This window comes from Streptomyces sp. NPDC003027 (assembly GCF_053591435.1).
Genome location: NZ_JBSFTU010000001.1, coordinates 107,393 through 124,792, shown reverse-complemented (window position 1 = coordinate 124,792; position 17,400 = coordinate 107,393). Strand labels below are relative to the sequence as shown.

At 72.4% G+C, this 17,400-nt stretch carries 19 protein-coding genes; 5 read left to right on the top strand and 14 right to left on the bottom strand.

From position 1 onward, the window contains the following. Positions 1-76: 76 nt before the first annotated feature. Both ACWDX6_RS00560 and ACWDX6_RS00555 read left to right on the top strand, forming a co-directional pair. Positions 77-1,141, top strand: a complete 1,065-nt coding sequence (locus ACWDX6_RS00560) for a M4 family metallopeptidase (protein ID WP_451482740.1) — start codon at positions 77-79, stop codon at positions 1,139-1,141. A gap of 45 nt (positions 1,142-1,186) precedes the next feature. Further along, a complete protein-coding gene (locus ACWDX6_RS00555; RefSeq protein ID WP_451482739.1) occupies positions 1,187-1,450 on the top strand; it encodes a protealysin inhibitor emfourin in 264 nt (87 codons plus the stop codon). A 16-nt stretch (positions 1,451-1,466) separates the two neighbouring features. Here the strand turns inward: ACWDX6_RS00555 and era are convergent, their stop codons facing one another. The 4 genes from era to ACWDX6_RS00535 all read right to left on the bottom strand — a co-directional run bounded on the left by era (position 1,467) and on the right by ACWDX6_RS00535 (position 4,590). Beyond that, positions 1,467-2,408 carry a GTPase Era gene (gene era, locus ACWDX6_RS00550; RefSeq protein ID WP_451482738.1) on the bottom strand — a complete coding sequence of 314 codons (942 nt, stop codon included), beginning with the start codon at positions 2,406-2,408 and terminating at the stop codon, positions 1,467-1,469. 146 nt (positions 2,409-2,554) lie between these two features. Beyond that, positions 2,555-2,917 (bottom strand): cytidine deaminase, encoded by a 363-nt coding sequence (locus ACWDX6_RS00545; RefSeq protein ID WP_403288855.1) that lies wholly within the window; start codon positions 2,915-2,917, stop codon positions 2,555-2,557. Positions 2,918-2,944: 27 nt separating this feature from the next. Then, positions 2,945-3,649, bottom strand: coding sequence for a hypothetical protein (locus ACWDX6_RS00540; RefSeq protein ID WP_451482737.1), 705 nt, complete (start codon positions 3,647-3,649; stop codon positions 2,945-2,947). 119 nt (positions 3,650-3,768) lie between these two features. Further along, entirely contained in the window at positions 3,769-4,590 is an 822-nt protein-coding gene (locus ACWDX6_RS00535) for a helix-turn-helix transcriptional regulator (RefSeq protein ID WP_451482936.1), read from the bottom strand. A gap of 157 nt (positions 4,591-4,747) precedes the next feature. Between ACWDX6_RS00535 and ACWDX6_RS00530 the strand changes: the two genes are divergently transcribed. Continuing rightward, on the top strand, positions 4,748-6,169 hold the full coding sequence (locus tag ACWDX6_RS00530; protein ID WP_451482736.1) for an MFS transporter: 1,422 nt from the start codon (positions 4,748-4,750) through the stop codon (positions 6,167-6,169). On the opposite strand, the gene ACWDX6_RS00525 is transcribed toward ACWDX6_RS00530, so the two are convergent. The 5 genes from ACWDX6_RS00525 to ACWDX6_RS00505 all read right to left on the bottom strand — a co-directional run bounded on the left by ACWDX6_RS00525 (position 6,150) and on the right by ACWDX6_RS00505 (position 10,567). Continuing rightward, positions 6,150-6,503: an MmcQ/YjbR family DNA-binding protein gene (locus tag ACWDX6_RS00525; RefSeq protein WP_451482735.1), complete on the bottom strand. Its 354-nt coding sequence runs from the start codon at positions 6,501-6,503 to the stop codon at positions 6,150-6,152. The two genes, ACWDX6_RS00530 and ACWDX6_RS00525, sit on opposite strands and share 20 nt — an antisense overlap. Beyond that, positions 6,500-7,798, bottom strand: coding sequence for a hemolysin family protein (locus ACWDX6_RS00520; RefSeq protein WP_451482734.1), 1,299 nt, complete (start codon positions 7,796-7,798; stop codon positions 6,500-6,502). Before ACWDX6_RS00520 ends, ACWDX6_RS00525 begins: the two co-directional genes overlap by 4 nt. A 16-nt stretch (positions 7,799-7,814) precedes the next feature. Next, on the bottom strand, positions 7,815-8,312 hold the full coding sequence (gene ybeY, locus ACWDX6_RS00515) for an rRNA maturation RNase YbeY (protein WP_451482733.1): 498 nt from the start codon (positions 8,310-8,312) through the stop codon (positions 7,815-7,817). A 12-nt stretch (positions 8,313-8,324) separates the two neighbouring features. Continuing rightward, a complete protein-coding gene (locus tag ACWDX6_RS00510) occupies positions 8,325-9,347 on the bottom strand; it encodes a PhoH family protein (protein WP_451482732.1) in 1,023 nt (340 codons plus the stop codon). 104 nt (positions 9,348-9,451) lie between these two features. Next, positions 9,452-10,567 (bottom strand): carbohydrate kinase family protein, encoded by a 1,116-nt coding sequence (locus ACWDX6_RS00505; protein ID WP_451482731.1) that lies wholly within the window; start codon positions 10,565-10,567, stop codon positions 9,452-9,454. 250 nt (positions 10,568-10,817) lie between these two features. On the opposite strand from ACWDX6_RS00505, the gene ACWDX6_RS00500 reads away from it, so the two are divergent. Both ACWDX6_RS00500 and ACWDX6_RS00495 read left to right on the top strand, forming a co-directional pair. Further along, complete coding sequence (locus tag ACWDX6_RS00500; protein ID WP_451482730.1) at positions 10,818-12,239, top strand: MFS transporter; 1,422 nt, start codon at positions 10,818-10,820, stop codon at positions 12,237-12,239. A 142-nt stretch (positions 12,240-12,381) separates the two neighbouring features. Beyond that, the gene (locus ACWDX6_RS00495) at positions 12,382-12,726 is read left to right on the top strand and encodes a hypothetical protein (protein WP_451482729.1); all 345 of its coding nucleotides are present in this window, start codon (positions 12,382-12,384) and stop codon (positions 12,724-12,726) included. 382 nt (positions 12,727-13,108) lie between these two features. Here ACWDX6_RS00495 and ACWDX6_RS00490 read toward each other — a convergent pair whose 3' ends face one another. The 5 genes from ACWDX6_RS00490 to ACWDX6_RS00470 all read right to left on the bottom strand — a co-directional run bounded on the left by ACWDX6_RS00490 (position 13,109) and on the right by ACWDX6_RS00470 (position 17,327). Further along, positions 13,109-14,113: an adenosine deaminase gene (locus tag ACWDX6_RS00490; protein ID WP_451482728.1), complete on the bottom strand. Its 1,005-nt coding sequence runs from the start codon at positions 14,111-14,113 to the stop codon at positions 13,109-13,111. 4 nt (positions 14,114-14,117) lie between these two features. After that, positions 14,118-15,020, bottom strand: coding sequence for a ribonuclease Z (locus tag ACWDX6_RS00485; protein WP_451482727.1), 903 nt, complete (start codon positions 15,018-15,020; stop codon positions 14,118-14,120). Positions 15,021-15,036: 16 nt separating this feature from the next. Next, positions 15,037-15,396, bottom strand: coding sequence for a histidine triad nucleotide-binding protein (locus ACWDX6_RS00480; RefSeq protein ID WP_451482726.1), 360 nt, complete (start codon positions 15,394-15,396; stop codon positions 15,037-15,039). A 117-nt stretch (positions 15,397-15,513) separates the two neighbouring features. Continuing rightward, the gene (locus tag ACWDX6_RS00475; RefSeq protein ID WP_451482725.1) at positions 15,514-16,257 is read right to left on the bottom strand and encodes a 16S rRNA (uracil(1498)-N(3))-methyltransferase; all 744 of its coding nucleotides are present in this window, start codon (positions 16,255-16,257) and stop codon (positions 15,514-15,516) included. Beyond that, complete coding sequence (locus ACWDX6_RS00470) at positions 16,254-17,327, bottom strand: nitronate monooxygenase (RefSeq protein ID WP_451482724.1); 1,074 nt, start codon at positions 17,325-17,327, stop codon at positions 16,254-16,256. The genes ACWDX6_RS00475 and ACWDX6_RS00470 overlap by 4 nt, the downstream gene beginning before the upstream one ends. Between the last annotated feature and the right edge of the window lie 73 nt (positions 17,328-17,400).

Sequence of the window (17,400 nt, the reverse complement as noted above, 5' to 3'; positions counted from 1 at the left end):
GGTGACGAATCACTCCATTTCGCGGATCCTCGTCGCATGCCGTGACAGTTCGATGACTCAGTGCGACATTGCTGGGATGACCTCCCTCGCGCATCACCCTGTCTTCTGCTCGATCGTGCCGCCCCACCTGCTGGAGCAGCTGGCCCGGTCCGCGAACCCGGCGATCGCTGCCGTGGCCCGCCGGACCCTGGTCGCGGACGCCGCCGCCCGGACGGCCCGCACGCTTCCGCACGCCGCCTCCACCTCCGCCACGGCCCCGACGCCCGCCGACCCGGCCCGCCCGCGGCGCACCGTGTACGACGCCCAGCGCCGGACCGAGCTGCCGGGCGTCGAGGTCCGCGGCGAGGGTGGCGAGGCGACCGGCGACGCCACCGTCAACCGCGCCTACGCCGGGCTCGGCGCCACCTTCGACCTCTTCCTGAACGCCTACGGCCGCGACTCGATCGACGGCGCCGGCCTGCCGCTCCTGGCGACCGTCCACTACGACGAGAACTACGGCAACGCCTTCTGGAACGGCGAGCAGATGGTGTTCGGCGACGGCGACGACGAGATCTTCCTCGACTTCACCCTGCCCGTGGACGTCATCGGCCACGAGCTGGCACACGGCTTCACGCAGCACACCGCCGGCCTGGAGTACTTCAGCCAGTCCGGTGCCCTCAACGAGTCCGTCTCGGACGTCTTCGGCTCACTGGTGAAGCAGTACGCGCTGGGCCAGAGCGCCGCGGACGCCGACTGGCTGATCGGCGAGGGCCTGTTCCACCCGAACGTCCAGGGGACGGCCCTGCGCTCGATGAAGGCTCCGGGCACGGCGTACGACGACGACGTCCTGGGCAAGGACCCGCAGCCCGGCCACATGGACGACTACGTCCGCACCAGCCAGGACAACGGCGGCGTGCACATCAACTCCGGCATCCCCAACCACGCCTTCTATCTGGCGGCGACCGAGCTGGGCGGCAACGCCTGGGAGCGGCCGGGGCAGATCTGGTACGACGTGATGACCGGTGGGACGCTCACCCCCCAGACCCGGTTCGGCGAGTTCGCCAAGGCCACGGTGGCGGCGGCGAAGGCGCGGTACGGCGACGGCGCGGAGATCCAGGCCGTGGTGAAGGCCTGGGCGACCGTGGGCCTACCGACGGACTGACGGACGAGGGCGGACCGACAGGCGACGGACTGATAGACAGAGCCCATGCGTATTCGAGTACGGCGCACCGGCGGCTTCGCGGGCATCGAACGGTCGGCCGAGGTGGACACCTCCGAGCAGGAGGACGCCGTGGAATGGCACACCCTGGCCGACGCCGTCCTCAGGGACGGCGACGACGACGGCCCGGAGGTGCCGGACGGCTTCTCGTACGAGATCACGATCGACGGCGCGACGGTCCACTGCGCGGACCCCCGCCTGACGCAGGTCCAGCGGGCCCTGATCGGAAAGGTCCTCAAGGAGGGCGCCTGAGCGCCCTCCCGCGAGGCTAGAAGCCCAGCTTGCGGAGCTGCTTGGGGTCCCGCTGCCAGTCCTTCGCGACCTTCACGTGCAGGTCGAGGAAGACCGGGGTCCCGAGCAGCGCCTCGATGTGCTTGCGGGACTTCATCCCGACCTCCTTCAGGCGGCTGCCCTTCGGGCCGATGATGATCCCCTTCTGGCTGGGGCGCTCGATGTAGACGTTCGCGTGGATGTCGAGCAGCGGCTTGTCCGCCGGGCGGCCCTCGCGGGGCAGCATCTCCTCGACCACCACGGCGATCGAGTGCGGCAGCTCGTCGCGTACGCCCTCCAGCGCGGCCTCGCGGATCAGCTCCGCGACCATGACCTGCTCCGGCTCGTCGGTGAGGTCGCCCTCCGGGTAGAGCGGCGGGGACTCGGGCAGGAGCGGGATCAGCAGGTCCGCGACGAGCTGGACCTGCTTGCCGGCGACGGCCGAGACCGGGACGATCTCCTGCCATTCGAAGCCCAGCTCCTTGCCGAGCTGATCGATGGCGATGAGCTGCTCGGCGAGGGTCTTGGAGTCGACCAGGTCCGTCTTGGTGACGATCGCGACCTTCGGGGTCTTCTTGATCCCGGCGAGCTCCTTGGCGATGAAACGGTCGCCGGGGCCGAGCTTCTGGTCGGCGGGCAGGCAGAAGCCGATCACGTCGACCTCGGCCCACGTCGTGCGCACGACGTCGTTGAGCCGCTCACCGAGGAGCGTGCGCGGCTTGTGGAGACCCGGCGTGTCCACCAGGATCAGCTGCGCCTCCGGGCGGTGCACGATGCCTCGGACGGTGTGCCGGGTGGTCTGCGGCCGGTTGGAGGTGATCGCCACCTTCTGGCCGACCAGAGCGTTCGTGAGAGTGGACTTGCCCGCGTTGGGGCGGCCGACGAAGCAGGCGAAGCCGGCCCGGTGGACGGCTTCGGAATCTTGGTTACGAGCGCTCATGGGGGCCATTCTCCCCGATGCGGGACCTCGTCACGTACCCAGTGCCCCGCGGCGCCGTACCCGCGGCCCGATCGGCGCCGGGCCGGGGGTGGCGCGCGAAGGGGCCCGGCACCTGGCCGGGCCCCCTTCGCGCTGCTCGGACGGGGTCAGCCCGCCGTGACCGCCGCCCGGAGCTGTCCGTCGGGGCCGGCGAGCAGGACCGGGGTCTCGGGCCCGCCGAGGTCCCGTACCGCGGCGCGGTCCGCGTCCGAGGCGGCGTCGGCGGTGGAGACGACGGCCGCCGCCTCCAGCGACCGGGCGCCGCTGGCGACGGCCATGGCGACCGCCGTCTGCAGCGCGCTCAGCCGGAGCGACTCCAGGGCCACGGTCCCGGCCACGTACGTCCGCCCGGTCTCGTCCCGTACCGCCGCGCCCTCGGGCACACCGTTGCGGGCGCGGGCGCTGCGCGCCAGCGTGATGATCTTGAGGTCCTCGGCGCCGAGATCGCCGTGCTCGCGGTTGAGTGTCATGCCCCGAGCATAGGTCGGGGCAGGGGGTCAGCTCTTGGCGCCCTTGACGAACTTGTCGGCGGCGAGCTTGGCGAAGGTGTCGAAGTCCTTCTTGGTGGTGGCGGGGTCCGAGAGGTACAGCATCCGCATCACGCCGGTGCCCTGGCGGGCGACCACGATCTGCGGCTCGATCTTCATGCCGGGCGCGACCTCCAAAGCCAGCCCGAAGGCGAGCGCCTCCTCGGCGCCCTGCGGGGCGGTGCGCTTCGCCACCGACATCTTCATCTTCTCGCCCTCGGCCTCGACGGTGAAGTCGGTGCAGCTGTCCAGTGCGGTGGCGAGCTTCTTGGTGAAGTCGGCCGCACCGGTGCCGGGGAAGGTCACGATCTCCTCGGTGATCTCGGAGTCGTTGTTGCCCACGGCGAAGTCGGCGGTCGCGCCCTTGGTGGCACCGGCGATGTCACCGGCCACCATGACGGAGAGCGGCTCGCACGCCGGCTTGTCGATCTTGTAGACGGTCTTCTCGTCCTCGTGCTTGGTGGTCTTCCAGCCCGAGGGCAGGTCCTTCAGCTCCAGGACACCGGCCTTCATCTGAGCCACCGTCAGCGGCGTGGCGGGCGCCGGGGCGGCCGGCTTGTCCGCGCCCTTCTTCGTGTTGTCCTCGGCGGCGTCGCCGCCACCGCACGCGGCGGTCAGGGAGAGCGCGGAGACGGTGAGTACGGCGGCCAGGCCGTGACGAACGCGGGTACGCATGATGGATGAGCCCTTTGCGGTACGAGGGTGGGAGACTGCCCGGTACCGGTGGGGGACGGCCCGATCACGAGGAGCTTATCCGGGCCCACTGACGGCGTCGTACGGGTTTCGAGCCTTGTTCATCCGGCCACCGGGAACATCGCTCCCCACCGCCCCTCCGGGGAGACCAGCCACTCCAGCTTCGCCGCCGTGTCCGCCTCCGCCAGGGGCGTGTGCAGCACGATCACCAGGTCCGGCCGGGCCGGGACCCTCAGCTGCGTCGCTTCGAGCACCAGCGGACCGGCCACCGGGTGTTCCACGGTCTTGCGGTGCTGGCCGCCCGGCTTGATGTCCCGTCGCTCCCACAGCGCGGCGAACTCCGCGCTGGCCGCCTTCGCCTCCTCGACCACCGCGCGGAACCCCTCGTCGTCCGGGCACTCCGAGCAGGCGGCCCGGAACTGGGCGACCACATGGGGCGCGAGCTCCTCCCAGTCGCCGGCCCGGGAGCGGTAGAGCGGGTCGGTGAAGAAGGAGAGGAGGCAGTTGCGGGGGGCCTCGGGCCGCATGCCCAGCACGATCGACGCCGACTCGTTGTACATGACCGTGTTCCAGTACGCGTCCATGATGTGCGCGGGGAACGGCATCCAGGCGTCGATCAGCCGGCGCAGCCCCGCGCACATGTCCCGTGCCTCGGGATCGACTTCGGGGGCGGGCGGGTTGAGGCCGGCCAGCACGTACAGATGGCGCCGCTCGGCCGGGCTCAGCCGCAGCACCCGCGCCACGGAGTCGAGCACCTGCGGGGAGACCGTGATGTCCCGGCCCTGCTCCAGCCACTGGTACCAGGAGACCCCCACACCGGCCAGGACCGCGACCTCCTCGCGGCGCAGCCCCGGGGTGCGGCGGCGTGCCCCGCCGTCGGGAAGGCCCGCCTCGGCGGGGGTGACCCGGGCCCGACGGCTCATCAGGAACTCGCGCAGTTCGGCCAGTCGATGCGCCTTGGCATCGGTGTTCTCGACCGCAGTGGCCACGTGCGCTCCTCCCCCGGGGATGTCTGGTGGTACGACCAACAGGATAAGTACCCGCTCCCCAGCCTTGTTCCCGTGCGCCGAGGGTGGGGCCATGGCAACCCTGACCTCTCCTCCGACCACCCCCGCCGCTCCCCCGGCTCTGACCGGCCGTGCCCGGCTGGTCCTCTTCGTGCTGTGCGCGGCGCAGTTCATGGTGGCGCTCGACTTCTCCGTCCTGAACGTGGCGCTGCCGGTGCTCGGCGCGGACCTCGGCCTCGGGCACTCGGCGCTCCAGTGGGCGGTCACGGCCTTCGCCCTGCCCTCGGGCGGCTTCCTGCTCCTCTTCGGGCGGATGGGCGACCTCTACGGGCGCAAGAAACTGTTCCTGGCCGGCCTGGCGCTCTTCGGAGCGGCCTCCGTGCTCGCGACCTTCGCCTGGGACCCGGCGTCCTTCCTCGCGGCGCGGGCCCTGCAGGGCGTCGGCGCGGCGGCGATCGTGCCGACCGGGATGTCCCTGCTGACCACCACGTTCCCCGAGGGGCCGCAGCGCGACCGGGCGCTGGGCATCTCCGGCACCCTGCTCTCCCTGGGCTTCACCATCGGCATGGTGCTCGGCGGTGTCATGACGGACGCGCTCGGCTGGCGCTCGACCATGGGCCTGCTGGCGGTCTTCAGCCTGATCGTGCTGCCGCTGGCGCCGGGTCTGCTGCCGGAGTCCCGGACCCCGGACCGGCCCCGTCCGGACGTGCCGGGCGCGGTGACCGTGACCGGCGGGCTGCTCGCGGTGATCTACGCCCTGTCGACGGCGGCCGAGCGCGGCTTCGGCGGCGCGGACGTGCTGGTGTCCCTGGTGGCGGGCGTGGTGCTGCTCGTGGCCTTCGCGATCGTGGAGTCGCGGCACCGGGCCCCGCTGGTCTCCCTGCCGATGCTGCGGCGGCGTACGGTCGCCCTCGGCAACCTGGGCGGGCTCGTGACGTTCTCCATGATGTCCACGGTCGTCTTCGTGCTCACCCTCTACCTGCAGGAGACGCTCCGGCTGTCCGCGCTCGCCACCGGTCTGGTCTTCGGTGTGCAGGGCGTCGTGTCCGTCTTCGCGGGGTCGGTCGCGCCCAGGCTGATCGGCCGGTTCGGCGCCCGCCGCACGCTGGTGTACGCGCTGGCCGGGCAGGGCCTGTTCGTCGCCGCGCTGCTCGGCATCGGCGAGGACTCGGGCGCGCTCCTCGCGGGGGTCGCCGTCTCGCTGGCGTCCATGTGCCACCTGGGCGCGATCATCTCGTACGGCCTGACCGTCACGTCCGGCGTCCCGGACTCGGAACAGGGCCTGGCCACCGGTCTGGTGACGACGACCCAGCAGGTCGGTCTCACCGTCGGCATCCCGCTGCTCGGGGTCCTCGCGACCACCGGCGGGGATCTGTACGGCGGTGTGCGCACCGTTCTCGCCGTCGACGCGGCGGTCGTGCTGGCGACGGCCCTGCTTATCGCCGTCGGCCTGCGCGAGCGCGCCGGGCGCACCCCTAAGGGCGGTCGAGCCTGAGGCGTACGGCGCGCGGGAGGCCGGCGACCACCAGGTCGTACGAGTCCTCGATGAGCTCCCGGACCGTCCGGTCCGGGAGCCCGGCGACCGTCACGGTGTTCCAGTGGCGCTTGTTCATGTGGTAGCCGGGGGCGACGGCCGGGTGTTCCTCCCGGAGCCGTACCGCCTCCTCCGGTTCGCACTTGAGGTTGATCCGCAGCGGCTCGGCGTCCAGCGCCGAGAGCGCGAACACCTTCCCGGCGACCTTGAAGACGGAGGTCTCCGGGCCGAACGGGTACTCCTCCGTCGCGTCGTTGAACTCCAGGCAGAAGGCGCGCAGCTCGTCGGGGGTCATGCCGGTGCCTCCTGCGGTCGCGCGACCGGTTCCACGAGGACGGTGACGATCTTGTTCCGGCGGCCGGCCGGGGACTCGGCCGTCAGGCGCAGCGCGCGCCCGTCCGGGAGCTCCACGACCGCCTCGGCGCCCGCGATCGGCACCCGGCCCAGCGCCTTGGCGAGCAGTCCGCCGACGGTCTCGACGTCCTCGTCGTCGTACTCGTCGGCGCCGAGGCCGTACAGCTCGCCGAGGTCGCCGATGTCCAGGCGGGCCGTGACGCGGTAGCGGTCCTCGCCCAGATCGTGGACCGGCGGCAGCTCGCGGTCGTACTCGTCGGTGATCTCGCCGACGATCTCCTCCAGGATGTCCTCGATGGTGACGATCCCGGCCGTGCCGCCGTACTCGTCGATGACGACGGCGACGTGGTTGCGCTCCCGCTGCATCTCCCGCAGCAGGTCGCCGGCGTTCTTGGTGTCCGGTACGAACGCGGCCGCCCGCATCGCCGTCGAGACCAGGTCGTTCTCGGCGTCCCGGTTGATGTGCGTCTTGCGGACCAGGTCCTTCAGATAGACGATGCCGACGATGTCGTCCTCGTTCTCGCCCGTGACCGGGATGCGCGAGAAACCGGAGCGCAGCGCCAGGGTGAGGGCCTGCCGGACGGTCTTGAACCGCTCGATGCAGACCAGGTCGGTCCGGGGCACCATCACCTCCCGTACCAGCGTGTCACCGAGCTCGAAGACGGAGTGCACCATGCGGCGCTCCTCGTCCTCGATCAGCGACTCCTGCTCGGCGAGGTCGACCATCGCGCGCAGTTCGGCCTCGGAGGCGAAGGGGCCCTTGCGGAAGCCCTTGCCGGGGGTGAGCGCGTTGCCGATGAGGATCAGCAGCTGCGGGATCGGGCCCATGACCCGGGCCAGCGGCAGCAGGACGTACGCGGCGACGGTGGCCGTGTTCAGCGGGTGCTGGCGGCCGATGGTGCGCGGTGAGACGCCGACGGCGACGTAGCTGACGAGCACCATCACCGCGATGGCGATGAGGAGGGCCTCCCAGGTCTCCGGGAACTCCTCCAGGCAGGCGTAGGTGACGAGGACCCCGGCCGCCGTCTCGCACGAGACGCGCACGAGCAGCGCCAGGTTGAGGTAGCGGGTCGGGTCGGAGGCGACCTGGACCAGCCTGTCGGCGCCGCGCCGCCCCGACCGTACGGCCTCGGCGGCGCGGAAGCTGGAGACGCGGGCGATGCCGGCCTCGGCGCAGGCGCCGAGCCAGGCGACGACGACCAGGGCGACCACGCCGAAGATCAGCGATGCGTTCATCGGCTGCTTCGGGGGTTCAGGAGACGGTCGGCGCCGGGGAGGGGCCGGTCAGGCCCTTCTCCGCGCGCCAGCCGTCGACGATGGCCGCCTGAAGGCCGAACATCTCGGCCTTCTCGTCCGGCTCCTCGTGGTCGTAGCCGAGGAGGTGCAGCACGCCGTGGACGGTCAGCAGCTGGAGCTCCTCGTCCATGGAGTGCTGCGTGGGCGCGTCCTCGCCCTGCTTCTTGGCGACCTCGGGGCAGAGCACGATGTCGCCGAGGAGCCCCTGCGGGGGCTCCTCGGTGTCCTTCGTCGGCGGGCGCAGCTCGTCCATCGGGAAGGACATGACGTCCGTCGGGCCGGGCAGGTCCATCCACTGGATGTGCAGCTGCTCCATGGCCTCCTCGTCCACGACGATCACCGACAGCTCGGAGAGCGGGTGGATGCGCATCCGCGCGAGGGCGTAGCGGGCGATGTCGAGGATCGCCTGCTCGTCGACCTCGGTTCCGGACTCGTTGTTGACGTCGATCGACATGGTGCGGCTGGTCTACTTCCCGTTGCGGCTGTCGTACTTCTCGTACGCGTCGACGATACGGCCGACGAGCTTGTGCCGTACGACATCGTGGGACGTGAGCCGGGAGAAGTGGACGTCGTCCAGGCCCTCCAGGATCTCCTGGACCTGACGCAGGCCGCTCTTCGTGCCGCCGGGAAGGTCGACCTGGGTGATGTCACCGGTGATGACGATCTTCGAGTCGAAGCCGAGCCTCGTCAGGAACATCTTCATCTGCTCCGGGCTGGTGTTCTGCGCCTCGTCGAGGATGATGAACGCGTCGTTCAGGGTCCGTCCTCGCATGTACGCGAGCGGCGCGACCTCGATCGTGCCCGAGGCCATCAGCTTCGGGATCGAGTCCGGGTCGAGCATGTCGTGCAGCGCGTCGTACAGCGGCCGCAGATACGGGTCGATCTTCTCGTACAGCGTGCCCGGCAGGAAGCCGAGCCGCTCACCCGCCTCGACGGCCGGCCGGGTCAGGATGATCCGGGTGACCTGCTTGGACTGCAGGGCCTGGACCGCCTTGGCCATGGCCAGATACGTCTTGCCCGTACCGGCGGGGCCGATGCCGAAGACGACCGTGTGCTTGTCGATCGCGTCGACATAGCGCTTCTGGTTGAGGGTCTTGGGGCGGATGGTGCGGCCCCGGCTGGAGAGGATGTTCTGGGTGAGCACCTCGGCCGGGGTCTCCTGGCCTGCCTCCGCCTTGCCGTTCTCGCTCGCCCTGAGCATGGCGATCGAGCGTTCCACTGCGTCCTCCGTCATCGGCTGCCCGGTGCGGAGCACCAGCATCATCTCGTCGAACAAGCGCTGGATCAGTGCGACTTCCGTCGCCTCGCCCACCGCGCTGACCTGGTTCCCCCGGACATGGATGTCGGTCGCCGGGAACGCCTTCTCGATCACGCGCAGCAACGCGTCACCGGAACCGAGAACGGTCACCATCGGGTGCTTGGCGGGGACGGTGAAGTGGGCGCGGGTCTCGCCCGGTGCGCCATTGGGGGCTGTGGGTGTGTGAGTCATGGGCCGGCACTGTGGCCTGCACATACCTCCCGTTGCAGGGTTCTCGCCGCTCGACAACCTCTGGATACAAGCCTACGACCTGGCGGTGACAAGGCCGAAGCCTTTTACGAGCGCGGTGCCCCGAAGCCGATCGTGGGCACGGCCCGGCGCAGCGGCCAGGGGCGGGCCTCGGCCGGGAGCAGCGGCTCCAGGAAGGCGTAGCGGCCGCGCAGGGCCTCGGGGTCCTGGCAGACGTGCCCCTGGACGTGCTGCCACCAGGCGGCGACCTCGCCCCAGCCGGGGGCGGAGAGCGAGCCGCCGAACTCCTGCACCGACAGCGCGGCCGTCAGCCCGGCGAAGGCCAGCCGGTCGGCGAGCGGCCAGTCGGCGAGCGTTCCGGTGACGAAGCCGGCCACGAACACGTCCCCGGCGCCGGTGGGGTCGAGGGCGGAGACCTGGATGGCCGGGACCTCGGCGGTCTCGCCGGTGCCGCCGTCGACCGCGTAGGCCCCCTCGGGACCCAGCGTGACCACGGCGTAACGGACCTTGTCGGCGAGGGCGCGGGCGGCGGCGCGGGGGCAGTCGGTACGGGTGTAGCGCATCGCCTCCTGCGCGTTGGGCAGGAACGCCTCGCAGTGTTCGAGGTCGGTCAGCCCGGCCAGGTCCCAGCGTCCGGTGTCGTCCCAGCCGACGTCGGCGAAGACCTTGGCCCCGCCCCGGGCGGCCCGGGCCACCCACTCCTCGCGGCGCCCGGGTACGAGGGAGGCGACGGCGGCACGCGCGTGCGGCGGGTAGGCGGGCAGGGCGCTGTCCAGGGGCGGGGCCTCGTGGCCGTGGGAGACCATGGTGCGCTCCCCCTCGTACGCCATGGAGACGGTGACCGGGGAGTGCCAGCCGGGTACGGTCCGGGAGAGCGAGAGGTCGATGCCCTCGCCCTGTTCGAGGGCGTCCCAGCAGTACTCGCCGTAGTGGTCGTCGCCGAAGGCGGCGGCGAGCGAGGTGCGCAGCCCGAGGCGGGCGAGCGCGGTGGCCATGTTGGCGACGCCGCCGGGGCTGGAACCCATGCCCCGGGCCCACGACTCGGTGCCGCGTACGGGGGCGCTGTCGAGCCCGGTGAAGATGATGTCGAGGAAGACCGTGCCGGTGAGGAAGACGTCGCAGCGGGGGTCGGTCGGCTCCCGGAGGCGCAGCAACGGGTCGACCCCGGCGTCGTGTTGCTGGTCTCCCTTTGCTGTGGTCACGGCGGCCTCCCCGAACGTGGTGCGGATCAGCTCAGTGTGCCTGATGGGGGTGGCGTGACGGGGTTGGCGCAGCCGGGAGGCGGGCGTCCCTACCCGGCGGTTCCGATCCCAAACGGAAAGTGTCCTAGATCACATGAGCGGAGGAGGGTAGCGGCTTCTCCGAGGGCTTGATGCCTTGATTACATATGACCGCGATCCCGTGCAACACCGGGCGCTCCACCCCCTCTTCTCTTCCTTCCCTGGAACGCCCATGTCGTCGCGCCCGCGCGCCCTGGGGCCTCTCGTCGCCCTGTTCACGGCCGGTTATGTCGCCCCGTACCTGTTGCCGACCGTCGTCGGCCGGCTCTCCGCCGGACTCGGTCTCACCCCCGCCCAGGCGGGCCTGGTGGGCTCGGTCCTGCTGCTCGCCTCCGCCTCCGCCGGTTTCACGCTGGCCGCGCGCGTGGAGCGGCTCGGCCCGCGCCGGGTCGCCCGGATCGGCCTGCTGGCCATGTGTACCGGTTACGGCACGGCGGCGCTGGCCGCGGCGGTCCCGCTGGTCGTCGGCGGCGCCGTCGTCGGCGGTTTCGGCTCCGGTACCGCGACGGCGGTGGCCGCGACCGGCATCGCCGCGCAGCGGGATCCGCACCGGGCCTCGACGCTCGGCCTCCTGTCGGTCTCGGCGGCCGCGGGCGCGCTGTATCTGACGCTGCCGCACCTGGGCGGGGGTCACGCGCTGCCGTTCGCCGCGATCGCCCTGACCGCGGCGCTGGTGTGGCCGCTGACGGCCGGCCTGCCGGACGGGCGGGGCGGACACCGATCCGGCCCGACGAACCGCCAGGGCCGGACCGGCCGCATCCGCCGGGTCACCGGCGCCTCGGCGGCGCGCACGCCGGACGTCGGCTCCTTCCCGCTGCCGGACGGGCCGGCTCCCGGGTCGGCCCCGATGCCCCACCGGCGCTCGGGCATCGTGCTCGCCGCGGCGATCCTCCTCTGGTCGATGGCCCAGAACGCCCTGTGGGGCGTGAGCGGCCGGATCGGTCTGACCCAGGCCGGGCTGACCGAGGTCACCGTCGGCGCCGTCTTCGCCGCGGCGCTCGGCGCCGGTCTCCTCGGGGTCACCGCGGCGGGCGCGCTCGGCGCACGCCTGGGACGGGCCGTGCCGATCGGGGCCGGCACGGCGGTCATCGCCTGCTGCGTGCTGCTGAGTTCCGCGGCCGGGAGCCTGGCCGCCTTCGCGACCGGCGAGATCCTCTGGAACCTCTGCTACCCGGTGGTGCTGTCCTACCTGCTGGGCCTGGCCGCCTCCCTCGACCCGCGCGGCCGCTGGGCGGTCCTGGTCGGCTCGGCGTCCTCCCTCGGCGTGGCCTGCGGCCCGGTCGTCGGCAGCGTCCTGTCGGAGGCGGCCGGGTACCCGGGCATGGGTCTCGTCCTGTGCGCCGTGCTTCTGGTGCTCGCGTTCCCGATGACCGCGGTCGCCCTGCACACCTCCGGCCGCCCCCTGGTCCCGGGCTCCGTCCGCCGCCGCGGCGGCGCCCCGGCGGCGGTGGTCGCGGGCACGACGACCGCCTCCACGGGCCTGCTCCCCCAGATGGGCGCCCCGGAACAGGAGGTCACCGAGGTCCCGGTGCCCGCCAACCCCCGCGTCGCGCAGCGCTCCTTCCGCCTCGCCCGCCCGAACGACCGGGGCTAGGGCCCGTCTCCTGGACCGGGCCCGGTCTTTGTGTGACGAGATGGGATAGGGGACGTTCGGGTGGTGAACGGGACGTACCGGAACCTCCGTCGGGTGCCGCGCCCTCTTCCTGTTCAGTCGCACGACAACTGAGGAGGCACCCATGACCGCGCTCCAGACGTTCACCACGGTCCCGACCGCGCTGTCGGACCTCGACCCGTACCGCTTCCCCGCCATGTTCGACCACGACCTTCCCGAGGAGCCCCGCACGGCCCACGGGGTCAGGGACATGGACTCCGGCGACCACACGCTGCCCGCACCGGCGCCGGCCAGCCGGCTGCCGCTGCCGCTGGAGCCGGAGGACCGCCGGCGCCTGGACCTGCACGCCGCGCTCACCACGGCGGGCATCGCGCCCCTGCCGGGCGACCTCGCCGCCATCGAGGCGCTGTGCAGGCTGGACGACGCCACCCACATCGCGCTCCAGCGGTGGATCACCCGGATCGTCTGATCCGGTTCCGGTCGATCCGCCGCGGACGCGGGCCGGCCGCTCGGAAGTCGTCGGCGCCGTTGCGCGGCTGGGGCGTCCAGTAGCCGGTCGCCCACTTCGCCGGAGCGACGGCGACGGTGACGCCGACTCCGCCGGGGGCGCCGACGAGGCGGGAGCCGGTGCGGAGCCGTCGGCCGCGGGGCCCGCGGACCTGTCGCCGGAGCCATCCCCGCCGCAGGCGGTGACGGTCAGCGTGACCACGGCGGTGGCGGCCGCGGCGAGGACGGTACCTCGGGGTCAGGCTCGGGGGCGGGCCGGTCCGGCCGCGTCGCGAAAACCGACGGGGCCGGGAGGGGCCGCGCCCCGCCCAGCCCCGTACGCCCGTCGGACGAACTCGCCCGGGCTACTCCGCGTCGAAGTCGTACGCCTCGACCTCGGCGAGGTACCGCGCCCTGCGCGCCTCGTCGTCGTCGAGGAACGACGCCTCGAAGGAGTTGCGCGCCAGCGTCCGCAGCCGGTCGCGGCTCAGCCCGAGCGCGCCGCGCACCGCCGCGAACGTGTCGCCGACGTACCCGCCGAAGTAGGCGGGATCGTCGGAGTTGACGGTCACCATCAGCCCCGCGTCCATCATCGAGACCAGCGGATGGTCCTCCAGGACGTCGATCGCCCTCAGCCGTACGTTCGACAGCGGGCACAGCGTGAGCGGTACCCGCTCGCGGGCCAGCCGCTCCACCAGCTCCGGATCCTCCATCGCGCGCAGGCCGTGGTCGATCCGCTCCACGCCGAGGACGTCCAGGGCCTCGCGGATGTAGGCCGCCGGACCCTCCTCGCCCGCGTGGGCGACCTTGCGCAGGCCGAGCGCCTCGGCCGCCGCGTACACCTCGCGGAACTTCGACGGCGGGTGCCCCACCTCCGCCGAGTCCAGGCCGACGCCCGTGATCCGGTGCAGATACGGCTTCGCCGCCTCCAGGGTCGCCATCGCCGACTCGGCGGACTCGTCGCGCAGGAAGCACATGATCAGCCGGGTGGAGACGCCGTACCGCTCCTCGGCCCCGTCCAGCGAACGGGCCAGGCCCTCGATCACGGTGCCGATGGCCACCCCGCGTGCCGTGTGCGCCTGCGGGTCGAAGAAGATCTCCGCGTGCCGGACGCCCTGTTCGGCGGCGCGCGCCAGATACGCGTCGGTGAGCTCGGTGAAGTCCTCCGCCGTGCGCAGGACGGCCATGAGGCCGTAGTACAGGTCGAGGAAGGACCGCAGATCGCTGAAGAGGTACGCCTTGCGCAGCTCCTCGGTGTCCGCGAACGGCAGGGTGACGCCGTTGCGGGCGGCGAGCGCGAAGGCGAGCTCGGGCTCGAGGGTGCCCTCGATGTGGAGGTGGAGTTCGGCCTTGGGGAGAGGCTGGGGCATGGCTCTATCTTTTCGGTAGGGGGACCCTCATGAGGTCCTGGGCGATGCTCAGCTCGCCCTCGAACCCGGCCGCCCGTGCCTGGCGCTCGAACTCCGCCGGGTCGCTGTAGCGCTGCGAGAAGTGGGTCAGCACGAGATGCCGTACGCCCGCCTCGCGCGCCACCGACGCCGCCTGTCCGGCCGTCAGATGGCCGTGGTCCTCGGCGAGCCTGACGTCCTCGTCGAGGAAGGTCGACTCGATGACGAGCATGTCGGCGCCGTCGGCGAGCGCGTGCACGCCGTCGCAGAGCCGGGTGTCCATGACGAACGCGAACCGCTGCCCGCGCCGGATCTCGCTGACCTCGTCGAGCGTGACCCCGTCGAGGACGCCCTCGCGCTGGAGCCGGCCGACGTCCGGGCCCTTGATCCCGTGCGCGGCGAGCTTCGCGGGCAGGATGCGGCGCCCGTCGGGCTCGGTCAGCCGGTAGCCGAACGACTCGACGGGGTGCGAGAGCCGGTACGCGTCGAGGGTGTACGCGTCGGTGACGGCGAGGGGGCCGTCGGCGGCGACCGGCGTCTCGGTCAGCCGTACGGTCTCGCGGTAGGCCGTCGCGTACCGCAGCCGCTCGAAGAAGCGCTGACCGCTCGCCGGGTAGTGCGCGGTGACCGGGTGCGGGACCTGGTCGAGGTTGATCCGCTGGATCACCCCGGCCAGGCCGAGCGAGTGGTCGCCGTGGAAGTGAGTGACGCAGATCCGGTCGAGGTCGTGGGCCGCGACACCGGCCCGCAGCATCTGGCGCTGGGTGCCCTCGCCGGGGTCGAAGAGGATGCCCTGGCCGTCCCAGCGCAGCAGATAGCCGTTGTGGTTGCGGTGCCGGGTGGGCACCTGGCTGGCGGTGCCGAGGACGACCAGTTCACGTACGGACACGACCGGTTCTTTCCTCTTATCCGGGGGGCCAGTTGAGGCCGCGGCCGCCCAGCACGTGCGCGTGGGCGTGGAAGACGGTCTGGCCCGCGCCGACGCCCGTGTTGAAGACGATGCGGAAGCCGCTGCCGTCGACCTTCTCCTGCGCGGCGATCTCGCCGGCCTCGCGCAGCACGTCGGCGGCGACGGTCGGCGCGGCGGCGGCGAGGGAGGAGGCGTCCGGGTAGTGGAGGCGCGGGATGACGAGGACGTGCGTGGGCGCCTGCGGGTTGATGTCCCGGAAGGCGAGGGTCGTCTCCGTCTCCCGGACGATCGTCGCCGGGACCTCCCCCTCCGCGATCTTGCAGAACAGGCAGTCGCTCTGCGGCTCTCCGGCCATGGCCCGGGCCTCCTCGCCTTCGATGATCAGTACACGGGCATCGTATCGGCCACGTCCGGGCCGGGAGTCGCGGTGGTACGGGCGCGGCGCCCGCGCTCGCGGGACCCCGGCGGGGGCTCAGGACCAGCGGCCCGTACGGCCGAGCAGCAGCGCGGTCGCCGCCGTGCCGGCCGTGGAGGTGCGCAGGACGCTGTGGCCCAGCCGGTACGGCTGGGCGCCCGCCTCCTCGAAGAGGGCCAACTCCTCCGGCGACACTCCCCCTTCCGGCCCGACGACCAGCACGATCTCGCCCTCGGCCGGGAGAGGCGCGTCGGCGAGCGCGCCGCTGGGGTGGGCCCGGTCCTCGTGCAGGACGGCCGCGAAGTCCGCGCCCGCGAGGAGCGCCGCCACCTGCTTGGTGGTCATCGCGTCGGCGACCTCGGGGAAGCGTGTACGACGCGACTGCTTGCCGGCCTCGCGCGCGGTGGCCCGCCATTTGGCGAGGGCCTTCAGGCCCCGGTCACCCTTCCACTGGGTGATGCAGCGGGACGCGGCCCACGGCACGATCGCGTCGACACCGGTCTCGGTCATGATCTCGACGGCGAGTTCGCCCCGGTCGCCCTTGGGCAGCGCCTGGACGACGGTGATACGGGGCGTGGGCTCCGGCTCCTCGTACGTGCCCGAGACCTCGACGGTCAGCCGGTCCTTGCCCTCGGCGGCCAGGACGACGCAGTCGGCCCAGGTGCCGCGCCCGTCCGTGAGGACGAGCTCCTCCCCCGCGCGCAGGCGCTTCACGGAGACGGCGTGGCGGCCCTCGGAGCCGTCCAGGACGAAGCTTCCGGTGCCGGGGACGGCGTCGACGACGAAGACGGGTGCGGTCATGTCAGGTTCCTCTGGGCGAGCGCGGAGAGCGCGGTGTCGAGTTCGGCGGCCAGCACCTCGACGAGCTGTCCCGCCGGGAGTTCGCGGGCGAGCCGGTGGCCCTGGCCGGCCCACAGGGCCATGCCCTGCGCGTCGCCCGCGGCGGCGGCGGCCTTGCGCAGGGGGGCCGTGAGGTGGTGGATCTCGGGATATCCGGCGGGGGCGTAGGGGCCGTGCTCGCGCATGAAGCGGTTGACGAGGCCGCGCGCCGGGCGCCCGGAGAAGGCCCGGGTGAGCTCGGTGCGGACGAAGAGGGGGTCGGTCATGGCCCGCTTGTGCAGCGCGTGCGCGCCCGATTCGGGGCACACGAGGAACGCGGTGCCGAGCTGGGCGGCGTCGGCCCCCGCGGCGAGCACGGCGGCGATCTGCGCCCCGCGCATGAGTCCGCCGGTCGCGACGATCGGCAGCCGCACGGCCTCCCGGACCTGGGTGACCAGCGTCAGGAGCCCGGTCCCGTCGCCGGCCTCCGGGTCGTCGCGATGGGTCCCCTGGTGCCCGCCCGCCTCCACGCCCTGGGCGCAGACGGCGTCGGCCCCGGCCCGCTGGGCGGCCCGGGCCTCCTCGGCGGAATTGACGGTGACGACGGTGAACGTACCGGCGCGGGCGAAGGCTTCGAGGGTGTCGCGGCCGGGGCAGCCGAAGGTGAAGGAGACGACGGGGACCGGGTCCTCCAGCAGGATGGCGACCTTGGCGTCGAAGGCGTCGTCGCGTCCGCTGTCGGCGTCGCCGAGGGCGGTGTCGTACCAGGTGGCCTCGCCGGCGAGCTGGTGACCGTACATCTCGACGGCGGCGGGGTCGGCGGGCTGCCCGCTCTGCGGCATGAAGAGGTTGACGCCGAAGGGCTGCCCGGTCAGCCCGCGGACCTGTTTGATCTCCTGGTACATGCCGCCGGCGGTCTTGTAGCCGCCGGCCAGGAAGCCGAGGCCTCCGGCCTCGCAGACGGCTCCGACCAGCTGCGGACAGGAGGCGCCACCCGCCATGGGGGCCTGCACGATCGGGTACCGGGAGAGATCGTTCAGTGCGGTGGACATGCAGGCATCGTGTCATGAGCGGGTACCGCGCCCGAAACGCCGGAGGGCGCCCTCCGCGCTCGGCGGAGGGCGC